At 72.0% G+C, this 11,834-nt stretch carries 1 protein-coding gene and 1 pseudogene; both read right to left on the bottom strand.

The annotated features are described in order from the left end of the window. Positions 1–5,572 (bottom strand): type I polyketide synthase (locus tag IEY86_RS34965; protein WP_189135939.1); only part of this gene is annotated, 5,572 nt, incomplete at its 3' end. A gap of 292 nt (positions 5,573–5,864) precedes the next feature. Continuing rightward, positions 5,865–11,834: pseudogene (locus IEY86_RS34960) on the bottom strand (SDR family NAD(P)-dependent oxidoreductase); the annotation flags it as partial.

Raw genomic sequence — 11,834 nt, 5'->3', positions numbered from 1 at the left:
GCTGAGACGGACCGTTCGGCGCCGTCAAACCATTCGACGCACCATCCTGATTGACCGCACTGCCAGCCACCACCGCCAACACCACATGACCCCGACGACGCGCATCCGACAAACGCTCCACCACCACCACCCCGACACCCTCACCCCACCCCGTACCGTCCGCAGCATCCGAAAACGCCTTGCACCGACCATCCGCCGCCAACCCCCGCTGACGACTGAACTCCACAAACGCACCCGGCGTCGACATCACCGTCACACCACCGGCAAGCGCCACATCACACTCACCCGAACGCAACGCCTGCACCGCCAGATGCAACGCCACCAACGACGACGAACACGCCGTATCCACCGTCACCGCAGGACCCTCAAGACCCAGCGCATACGCCACCCGGCCCGAGAGCACACTCGCGGCGTTGCCCGTGCCGATGTGCCCCTCGAAGTCCTCCCCGGCCGCCATCAGCACACTGGCGTAGTCCTGACCGTTGGTCCCGGCGAACACCCCGGTCCGGCTCCCCCGCAGCGACACCGGATCGATCCCGGCCCGCTCCAGCGCCTCCCACGACGTCTCCAGCAACAGCCGCTGCTGCGGATCGGTCGCCACTGCCTCGCGTGGGCTCATTCCGAAGAACGCGGGATCGAATCGATCCGCGCCGTCCAGAAAGCCGCCGACATTCACATACGTCGTTCCCGACTGCTCCCTGTCGGGGTCAAGAAGGGATGCCAGGTCCCAGCCCCGGTCGTCCGGGAATCCGCCGAGGGCGTCACGACCGGCGGCCAGCAGGTCCCAAAGGTCTTCCGGCCCCGCCACTCCGCCTGGGAAACGGCAGCCCATTCCGACGATCACCACCGGATCGTCCGCGACCGCCGACGCCTGCACCGGGGCATCGACCGCGTGAGCGTCGCCGAGGAGTTCGCCTCGCAGGAACCGGGCCAATGCCTGAGGCGTCGGGTAGTCGAACACCACGGTCGCCGTCAGAGGCAAGCCCGACAATGCCGCCAACGCATTGCGCAATTCCAAGGCGATCAGCGAATCGGCACCCAATTCACGGAACGCCCGCTCCGCGGGAACCGCCGAAGCCGCCGCGAATCCCAGCACATTCGCGGCACACGAGCGCACGACATCCAGGACCACGCGTTCCTGTTCCGCTGCCCGCAGTCCCACCAGCCGCCCACGCAACCGCGATCCGTCCCGATCACCGAACGCTCCGGCCTCCGCGCCACCCGCGGCGGATGCGGCTTCCACGGCAGCACGGGCCTCGGGAAGATCTCCGATCAAGGCACTCGGCCGCACACCCGTGAACGCGGGGGCGAAGTCGGCCCAGACGATGTCGGCCACCACAACGGCAGGCTCACCGGCGCCCGTAGCCCGCTCCAGCGCCGCGACCGCCAGATCCGGCTGGAGGGGAGCCACCCCGCCACGGCGCAACCGCCGCTCCACGGATTCCTGATCGGCCATCCCGGCCTCGGCCCATGGCCCCCAGGCCACGGACACGGCCGCCGCACCCGACGCACGACGCCGCTCGGCCAATGCGTCCAAGTAGGCGTTCGCCGCGGCGTAGTTGCCCTGCCCCGGAGCACCGACGGCACCGGTGAACGACGAGAACAACACAAACGCCGACAGGTCGGCGTCCCGGGTCAGTTCATCCAGATGTGCCGCCGCGACGGCCTTCGCCCGCAGTACAGCGGCGAACCGCTGCGGTGTCAGCCCATCCACCACGCCGTCGTCGAGCACACCGGCCGCGTGCACGACCGCGTCCACAGGGTGCTCCGCCAGCAGCCCCGCCAGCGCGTCCCGGTCCGAAACATCACAGGCCGCAACCGAGACCACGACCCCTTGCTCGGCGAGCTCGTCCCGAAGCTCCGCCGCCCCCGGTGCCTCCAATCCACGCCGGCTCACCAGCACCAGTCGCTCGGCACCCTGGGCAGCGGCCCACCGCGCCACGCGGGCACCGAGCGCCCCTGTACCTCCGGTGATCAGCACCGTCCCCGAGGGCCGCCACCCAGCAGTCGCGACACCGGCAGGCACCCGTTCCAGGCGTCGCCCGAAGACACCCGACGCCCGCACCGCGACCTGATCGTCGCCTGCCCCGGACAGCACCCCGGCCAGTCGAGCCAGGGCACGTCGGTCCGGCTCAGCGGGAAGGTCGACCAGGCCGCCCCAGCGGTCCGGCAGTTCCAATGCCGCCACGCGGCCCAGACCCCACAGTGCGGCCTGCACCGGATCGGGCGCCCCGTCCCACCAGCCCACCGACACCGCACCACGCGTCAGGACCCACAGCCGGGCGGCCGTCCCTGCGTCGCCCAACGCCTGCGCCAGGACCGCCGACAGGGACAGGGCATCGGTGGCGGCCGTCGGATCGTCGGACGCCTCTCCCGCGGCGGGGAGCGCGATGACGCCGGACACCGCGCCGACGGCGGTCAACCGCTGTGCGAGGACGCCCCGTTCGACGTCGGGGGCGCATTCCAGCACCACGGGGTCCGCGCCCTGCGAGGTCAGGCCCTCCACGACGGCGTGGACCTGGCCGTGCTCGGCCGCTCCGGCCGGGACCACGATCAGCCAGCGCCCCGACAGCACTCGCGAGGACGTCGCATCCAGCGGCTTCCAGCTCACCCGGTACAGCCAACGGTCGGTACGGGACCGCTCCCGCTGCCCGCGCCGCCACGAGGACAGGGCCGGGGCGACCTCGTTCAGCGCCGCCTCGTCCACACCCAGGGAATCGGCGAGCGACCCCAACTCCCCCCGCTCGACCGCGTCCCAGAACCCGGCCTCCGCGACGTCGGCGGGCTCCGGGGTGCTCTTCGCGCGGGCGCCTCCGGAATCCTCGAGCCAGTAGCGGCGGTGCTCGAAGGCATAAGTGGGCAGGTCCACGCGACCGGCGCCGGGAAGAAGCGCTGCCCAGTCGGGGCTCGCACCGTGCACATGGAGCCGGCTGACGGCCGTGAGCAGGCTGCTCGCCGAGGCGCCGTTCTTCCGCAGCGTCGGTACCATCAGGGCGCCCTCGTTGGCCGAGCAGGAAAGGGCCATGGCGGTCAGGGCGCCGTCGGGTCCGAGCTCGATGCAGCGGGTGGCGCCCTGCCCCTCCAGAGTGCGGACGCCGTCGGCGAACCGCACGGCGCGGCGGATGTGTTCCACCCAGTACCGCGGCGAGCACAGGTCGTCCGCGCTCGCGGGTCCGCCGCTGACATTGGAGATGATCGCGATCTGCGGCCCCTCGTAGGAGATTCCTTCGGCGACCTGGCGGAACTCCTCGAGCATCGGCTCCATCAGCGGCGAGTGGAAGGCATGGCCGACCTGGAGCCGCGAGGTCTTCCGGCCGAGTTCCCGCAAGCGCGCGGCGATGTCCTCGACCGCGTCCTCCGCGCCGGAGATCACCGTGGCCTCCGGGCCGTTGACCGCGGCGATTCCCACCTCGTGCTCGCGGGCCGCGAGCAGCGGCAGGACCTCGTCCTCGGATGCCTGGAGCGCGACCATCGCACCACCGGCGGGCAGTGCCTGCATCAGCCTGCCCCGTGCGGCGATCAGACGGCAGGCATCCTCCAGCGACCACACCCCCGCCACATGGGCGGCGACCAGTTCACCCACCGAGTGGCCGAGCAGGAAGTCCGGCTTGACGCCCCATGACTCCAGCAGCCGGAAGAGCGCCACCTCGAGCGCGAACAGAGCGGGCTGGGCATACTCCGTGCGGTTCAGCGGCTCCGCGTCCTCGCCGAAGACCACATCCTTGAGCGGGCGTTCCAGTTCCCCGTCGACGCGGGCGCACACCGCGTCGAATGCCTCGGCGAATGCCGGGAACGCCTCGTACAGCTCCCGGCCCATCCCGGAGCGCTGCGACCCCTGACCGGCGAACAGGAACGCCGTTTTGCCGCCTGTCCGGGCCGATCCCACGACGACGCCTTCGCCCTGCTCACCGCGCGCGAGCGCGGTGAGCCGCTGGACGAGCTCGTCCTTGTCGGCGCCGAGAACGGCGGCACGGTAGGTCATGGCCGACCGGTGGGCGGCGAGTGACCATGCCAGGTCGCGGGGGTTGTCATCGGCGTGGTCACGCACATGCGACAGCAGGCGTGCCGCCTGTGCCCGCAGGGCGTCCTCACTGCGGGCGGACAGCAGCCAGGGCAGCACCGGCAGGGCCGGGCGGGCGAGAGGGGCACCGTCGCCGTCCGGCGGCGGTGTGTTCTCGTCGTCGAGCGGAGCCTCTTCCAGGATGGCGTGGGCATTGGTGCCGCTCACACCGAAGGCCGACACGGCGGCCCGGCGCGGATGTGCGCGGTCCCGCGGCCACTCCCGCCGCTCGGTGAGCAACCGCACCTCGCCGACCGACCAGTCGACGTGCGAGGACGGCTCGTCCACGTGCAGGGTCCGGGGCAGCACCGCGTGCCGCATGGCGAGCACCATCTTGATCACGCCCGCCACGCCGGCGGCGGCCTGGGTGTGACCGATGTTGGATTTCACCGAACCGAGCCACAGCGGCCGTTCCGGCTCCCGTCCCTGACCGTAGGTGGCCAGAAGGGCCTGCGCCTCGATCGGGTCGCCCAGCGTGGTCCCGGTGCCATGCGCCTCCACCGCGTCCACATCGGACGCCGACAGCCCGGCACCGGCGAGGGCCTGGCGGATGACGCGCTGCTGGGACGGTCCGCTGGGCGCCGTCAGGCCGTTGGACGCTCCGTCCTGGTTGACCGCGCTGCCGCGCACCACCGCGAGCACGGTGTGGCCATTGCGCCGGGCATCGCAGAGGCGCTCGACGAGGAGCATGCCGACGCCCTCGGCCCACCCGGTGCCGTCCGCGGCCTCCGCGAACGCCTTGCACCGGCCGTCGGCTGCCAGCCCTCGCTGGCGGCTGAACTCCAGGAACACCCCGGGAGTGGCCATCACCGTCACACCGCCGGCCAGGGCCAGCGAGCACTCCCCCGACCGCAGGGCCTGCGCCGCGAGATGCAGGGCCACGAGCGAGGAGGAGCACGCCGTGTCCACGGTGACCGCAGGGCCCTCGAGGCCCAGTGCGTAGGCCACCCGCCCCGAGACCACCGAGGTGGAGTTGCCGGTCAGCAGATGGCCCCGGACGTCGTCGGGGATGTCACGCAGCCCGGCGCCGTACTCCTGGCCGCTGCATCCGACGAACACACCGCTGCGGCTTCCACGCACCGACTCCGGGTCGATCCCGGCCGCTTCGAATGCCTCCCAGGACGCCTCGAGCAACAGCCGCTGCTGTGGGTCCATCGCCAGCGCCTCACGCGGCGAGATCCCGAAGAACGCCGGGTCGAAGTCGGCAGCGTCGTAGACGAATCCGCCCGCTCTGGAGTAGCTGCCGTCGGCCCGCTGCGACCGCGGGTCGTAGAGGGCGTCCACGTCCCAGCCGCGGTCGGTGGGCCATTCGGACATGGCGTCGACTCCGTCGGCCAGCAGGCGCCAGTACTCCTCCGGCGTACGCACGGCCCCGGGGAACCGGCAACTCATCCCGACGATCGCGATGGGTTCCTGCTCCTGCGACTCCAGTTCGTGAAGTCGTCGGCGGGTTTCGTGCAAGTCGGCGGTGACCCACTTGAGGTAGTCCCGGAGCTTGTCTTCATTCGCCATTGGAACTTGCCCCATACGTAGTACCGGAACGGTTCGCCTGCGATGGCGCTCAGGATCGGCCGAGCTCCTTGTTGATGAACTCGAAGATCTCGTCGTCCGAGGCTTCTTCGAGCTGCTGGGAGACCGCGGCTTTGGGATCGCTGTCCGCCGCGACATCACTCAGCTCGGACAGCATGCTGTGAAGTCGGGCCTTGGCGAGAGTCCTGGCGTCGTTGTCTGGGGAAAGCCTTGAAATCACCGAGGCCAGCCGGTCGAGGTCGGCGAGTACGGCTGCCGCGTTCTCCGAGTTGCCCCCGAAGATCTGGCCGCCCAGGAATCCGGCCAGATGGCGGGAGGTCGGATGGTCGAAGACAACGGTGCTCGGCAGCGGGACGCCGGTCTCGGCCGTCAGCCGGTCGCGCAGCTCAACCGCGGTGAGTGAGTCGAGCCCGAGTTCACGGAACGCCCGATCGGGTTCGACGGCGTCGAGGCCGGCATGGCCGAGCACCGTCGCGGTCAGGCCCCGGACCGCGTCGAGCAGCACCTGCTCCCGGTCCGCCGCCGGTGTCTCGGAGAGCTTGTGGCGGAAGGCCGCCCCTTCAGCCGTCTCGGCGGGCCCCGATGAGGCGTTCAGCGCCGCTCGGGCTTCGGGGAGACCGGCCAGGAGGGCGCTGGGCCGACTGCTGGTGAACGCCGGGGTGAACGTGGACCAGTCCACATCCGCCACCACCACGGCGGTCTCCTCCAACCCCACGGCACCGCCCAGCGCCTTCAACGCCAGATCGGGCTCCAGGGCCGGCAGGCCGCGCCGACGCAGATGCTCCTGCTCCGCCGCACCGGCGGCCATTCCGCCTTCGGCCCAGGGCCCCCACGCCACAGCGGTCGCCACGAGTCCACGTGCCCGCCGCCGCTCGGCCAGAGCGTCGAGCCAGGCGTTCGCCGCCGCGTACCCCGCCTGTCCTCCGCTGCCCCACACACCGGCGATCGAGGAGAACAGCACAAAGGCGTCCACGGGGCGGTCGCCGAGCACCGCGTCGAGATGCGCGGCGCCCAGCACCTTCGCGGCCCATACTCCTGCCAGCCGCCCCGCGTCCGTCTCGCTGAGTGAGGCGTGCTGCACCGCCCCTGCCGCGTGCACCACGGCATCCACCCGATGCTGTGCCAGCAGCTTCTCCACCGCACCGCGATCCGCGACATCACAGGCGACCAAGGAGGCCTTCGCACCGAGACCCTTCAGCTCGTCCCGCAGCTCGTCCGCGCCCGGCGCCTGAAGCCCACGACGGCTCACCAGCACCAGATGCTCGGCACCCTCGGTGGCGGCCCACCGGGCCACGCGGGCACCCAACGCGCCCGTACCGCCGGTGATCAGCACCGTCCCGCGCGGCCGCCACCCCGGCGCCCCGGCGGAGGGAGCCGAGGCCCGCTCCAGGCGCCGCGCCAGGACACCGGTGGCCCTGATCGCGATCTGATCCTCATCGGCCGCCCCGGACAGCACGCCGGTCAGCCGGGTCACGGCCCGGCTGTCCAGAACCGCCGGAAGGTCCACCAGGCCGCCCCAGCGGTCCGGCAGCTCCAACGCCGCCACCCGCCCCAGGCCCCACACCGCGGCCTGATCCGGATCAGGGGCAGCGTCCGACCGCCCCGCCGACACCGCGCCGCGGGTCAGCACCCACAGCGGAGCGGCGACCTCGGCATCCCCCAACGCCTGCACCAGCACCGCAGCAGCCGCCAGGCTCAAGGGCACTCCATCAGCCTCGCCCTCGGCCAATGCCAGCAGCGACACCACACCGGCGACCGGTGCGTCGTCGGCCAGGGAACGAAGCCGAGCGGTCAGCCCAGCGCGGTCCGGTGCCGGATCGCAGGGCAAGGACTCGACCGTGCTGCCGGTGGCCTCGAGTTCGCGCAGTACCGCCTCGGCCGCACCGCCGTCGCGGTCCCCGGCCGGTGTCAGCACGAGCCAGCGGCCGGTCAGGGGACCTGACGGTGTGTCTCCCAAGGGCTTCCAGGCGATCGAGTAGCGCCACCCCTCGGTCGTGGACCGTTCCAGCTCCCGGCGCCGCCAGGACGCCAGGGCGGGCAGGGCATCGGACCACGGAGCCGCGCTGTCGATGTCCAGGCCGAGCGTCAGCGATTCGAGATCCTCGCGTTCGACGGCCTCCCAGAACTGCTCGTCGACCGGCGACGCGGCGGTCGTCGCCCCGGCACCCGAAGGCTGCGCGGGCTCGAGCCAGTAGCGGCGCCGCTGGAAGGCGTAGGTGGGCAGGTCGACCGTGCGTGCGGGACCGTTGAGGGCGGCGAGGTCGACCGCCAGACCCTTGGTGTACAGGGTGCCGGCGGCCAGCAGCACGCTCGCCACCTCGGGGCGGCCGCGGCGCAGCATGGGCAGGGCGGTCACGGAACCGCTCCGTTCCCGGAGGCTGTCGAGAGCCATCGCGGTCAGCGTGCCGTCGGGCCCCAGCTCCAGCAGGGTATCCGCTCCCTCGGCCTCCAGCGTGCGGACGCCGTCGCAGAAGCGGACGGCGTGCCTGATGTGCTGGACCCAGTACGCGGGAGAGCACAACTGCTCCTGCGTGGCGCGCTCCCCGGTGAGGGTGGAGACGACGGGAATCTCGGGGCGCGCGTACCGGACACCCTCGCAGACCGCTTGGAAGTCGGCCAGCATCGGTTCCATACGAGGTGAGTGGAACGCGTGGCCTACCCGCAGTCGGCTCGTCTTCCGGCCGAGCCCGGAGAAGTGCTCGGCGATGGCCGTCACCGCCTCCGCGTCACCGGAGACCACGACGGCGCGGGGGCCGTTGACCGCCGCGATCCCCACCTCGGCCCCGTGGCCCTCGAGCAGGGGCAGCACCTCTTCCTCGGCTGCCCGCAGGGCCACCATGGCCCCACCCGCCGGCAGCGCCTGCATGAGTCGGCCACGTGCCGCCACCAGGCGGCAGGCGTCCTCCAGCGACCACACCCCGGCCGCATACGCCGCGGCCAGTTCGCCTATCGAATGGCCCAGCAGGACATCGGGGGCGATGCCCCAGGACCGGGCCGACTCGTACTGCGCCACCTGGACGGCGAACAGCGCCGGCTGGGTGTACGCGGTCCGGTCCAAGAGCGCGGCCTCGGCGGAGCCCTCCGGTGCGAGGACCACCTCGTGCAGCGGATGGTCCAGATGGCGGGAGAGCTCGGCGCACACCCGGTCGAAGGAGTCCGCGTATGTGCTGAACCGGGCGTACAGCTCCGATCCCATCGCGGCCCGCTGGCCGCCCTGCCCACTGAACAGGAACGCCGTCCGGCCGACCGGCCCCGGCCCGCCCCGAACCAGCGAGGGGGCCTCCTCCCCTCGGCCGAGCGCCGCAAGCGCCGCCTGGAAGCCCTCGTGATCCTCGGCCACCAGCACCGCGCGGTGCTCGAAGGCCGAGCGCGTGGCCGTCAGCGAGTGGGCGACATCGCGCACAGCCGGTCCGGGGTGGCTGAGGAGATGAGCCCGCAGGCTTTCGGCTTGGCCGCGAAGTCCGGCGGTGGAACGCCCGTGCAGCGGCCATATGACGGGGCCGCCACCGCTCTCGTTGCCGTCCGACAGCTCCGACGCCGGGTCGGTCGCCCGGGGGGCCGTGCCCTGCTCGAGGACGACATGGGCGTTGGTGCCACTGATGCCGAAGGAGGAGACCGCCGCTCGCCGAGGCCGCCCCGACTGCGGCCACGGGGACGCCTCGGTCGCCAGCCGGACGTGTCCCGCTGACCAGTCCACATGCGATGACGGCTGGTCCGCGTGCAGGGTCCGCGGGACCGTCCCGTGCTCCATCGCCAGCACCATCTTGATCACCCCGGCCACGCCGGCCGCCGCCTGGGTGTGCCCGATATTGGACTTCACGGATCCGAGCAGCAACGGCTGCTCCGGCTCGCGGTCCCNCACCTCGGACGCCGAGAGCCCCGCACCCGCCAACGCCTGCCGAATCACCCGCTGCTGAGACGGACCATTCGGCGCCGTCAGACCATTGGACGCACCATCGGAGTTGACCGCGCTGCCCCGCACGGTGGCCAGCACCGGGTGACCACGTCGGCGGGCATCGGACAGCCGCTCCAACAGCAGCATCCCCGCGCCCTCGCCCCAGCCGGTCCCATCGGCGTCGTCGGAGAACGCCTTGCAACGGTGATCGCCCGCCAACCCTCCCTGACGACCGAACTCGGCGAACGCACCCGGCGTCGACATCACCGTCACACCACCGGCCAGCGCCAGATCGCACTCACCCGACCGCAGCGACCGCGCCGCCCAGTGCATCGCCACCAGGGACGAGGAGCACGCCGTGTCCACGGTGACCGCGGGTCCCTCCAAGCCCAGGACATAGGCCACCCGGCCCGAGGCCACGCTGCCGGCCTGCCCGGTCATCAACTGGCCCTGGGCATCGTCCGGAACAGCCTGCAGCGCCGACCCGTAGCCCTGGTGGTACGTCCCGACGAAGACACCGGTCCTGCTGCCCCGCAGCGACAATGGGTCCACGGTCGCCCGCTCCAGCGCCTCCCAGGAGACCTCCAGCAGAAGGCGCTGCTGGGGATCCATCGCCACCGCCTCTCGCGGTGAGATCCCGAAGAAGTCCGCGTCGAACTCGGCGGCGTCGTAGAGGAATCCGCCCTCCACGGCGTGGCTGTCGGCCAACGACGAGCCACCGGTCAGCGCCTGCCAGCCCCGGTCGGTCGGGGCGTCCGACACCGCGTCCACACCGTCGGAGAGCAACCGCCAGAAGTCCTCCGGGCCGCGCACTCCTCCGGGGAAGCGGCAGCCGATGCCCACGATCGCGATCGGCTCATCGGCCGTTCCCGGCGCGGTGACGAGCGCAGCGGCCTCGGTGTCCTCGTCGCCGGTCACCTCGTCGCCGAAGAGTTCGTCGCCCATGTGGCGGGCCAGCGCCAGCGGGGACGGGTAGTCGAAGACCAGGGTCGCGGGCAGTCTCAACCCGGCTGCCGCGTTGAGTCGGTTGCGCAACTCGACGGCGGTCAGGGAGTCGATACCCAGATTGCGGAAGTCCCGGCCCGGCTCCACCGCCTGCGGGCCGGCGTGCCCGAGCACCATCGCCGTCTGCGCCCGTACCAGGTCCAGTACGGCCGCGGCCCGTTCGGCGCTCGGAAGAGCGGTGAGACGGGACGTGAGGCTACCCACCGAGCCGGAGGTGTGCGACGCCGAGGCGGTCCTGCGTGCCGGGGCGGAGACCAGCCCACGCAGCAGGGCCGGAAGGACCGAGTTCTCCTGCTGATCGCGGAGCACCGAGGGCAGCAGGCAGACCGGCACCAGGACGGCTTCCGTGGCCCGGCACGCCGCGTCGAAGGCGGCGAGCCCCTGCTCCACCGTGAGCGGGAGCATGCCGCCGCGGGCCATCCGCCGCCGGTCCGCCTCGCTCAACTCGCCCGTCATACCGGCACCGGGACCCCAGGGGCCCCAGGCCAGTGAGGTCGCCGGAAGGCCCAGGGCACGGCGGCGCTGGGCGAACCCGTCCAGGAAGGCATTGGCGGACGCGTAGTTGGCCTGCCCGGCGGAGCCCAGGGCGCCGGCGATGGAGGAGAACAGCACAAAGGCCGACAGGTCGAGATCACAGGTCAGCTCGTGCAGGTTGAGCGCGGCGTCCGCCTTCGGCCGCAGCACGGCTTCGAGGCGCTCCGGGGTCAACGCGGTGACAACTCCGTCGTCCAGTACACCGGCGGTGTGCACCACCGCGGTCAACGGATGCTCGGCCGGTACGGCGCCCAGCAGATCGCGGACCGCCTCACGATCCGACGCGTCGCACGCCGCAACCGCGACCTGGGCCCCGAGCGCCGTCAGCTCCGCCACCAGCTCATCGGCGCCCGGGGCGCGCGATCCGCGTCGGCTCGCCAGCACCAGGTGCCGAACACCGCGCTCGGCCACGAGATGCCGCGCCACCAGCGCGCCGAGGCCCCCGGTACCACCGGTCACCAGCACCGTGCCGTCCGCGTCGAGCGGAGCGGGAACGGTGAGGACCACCTTGCCCACATGACGGGCCTGGGACAGGAACCGGAAGGCCTCCGCAGCGTTGCGCACATCCCACACCGTCACCGGCAGGGGCTCCAGCACTCCGGCCTCGAACAGCCCCACCAGCGCGGCCAGCATCTCGCCGATCCGGTCCGGTCCCGCCTCGATCAGGTCGAACGCCCGGTACTCCACACCGGCGTGCTCGGCCGCCACCGCCTCCGGGTCGCGGACATCGGTCTTGCCCATCTCCAGGAAACGCCCCCCGCGCGGCAGCAACCGCAGCGAGGCATCGACGAACTCCCCCGCCAGCGAGTC

The sequence above is a fragment of the Wenjunlia tyrosinilytica genome (genome assembly GCF_014646055.1).
GTDB lineage: Bacteria > Actinomycetota > Actinomycetes > Streptomycetales > Streptomycetaceae > Wenjunlia > Wenjunlia tyrosinilytica.
The sequence above is the reverse complement of the archived record's forward strand: the minus strand, read 5'-3'. Positions and strand labels throughout refer to the sequence as shown.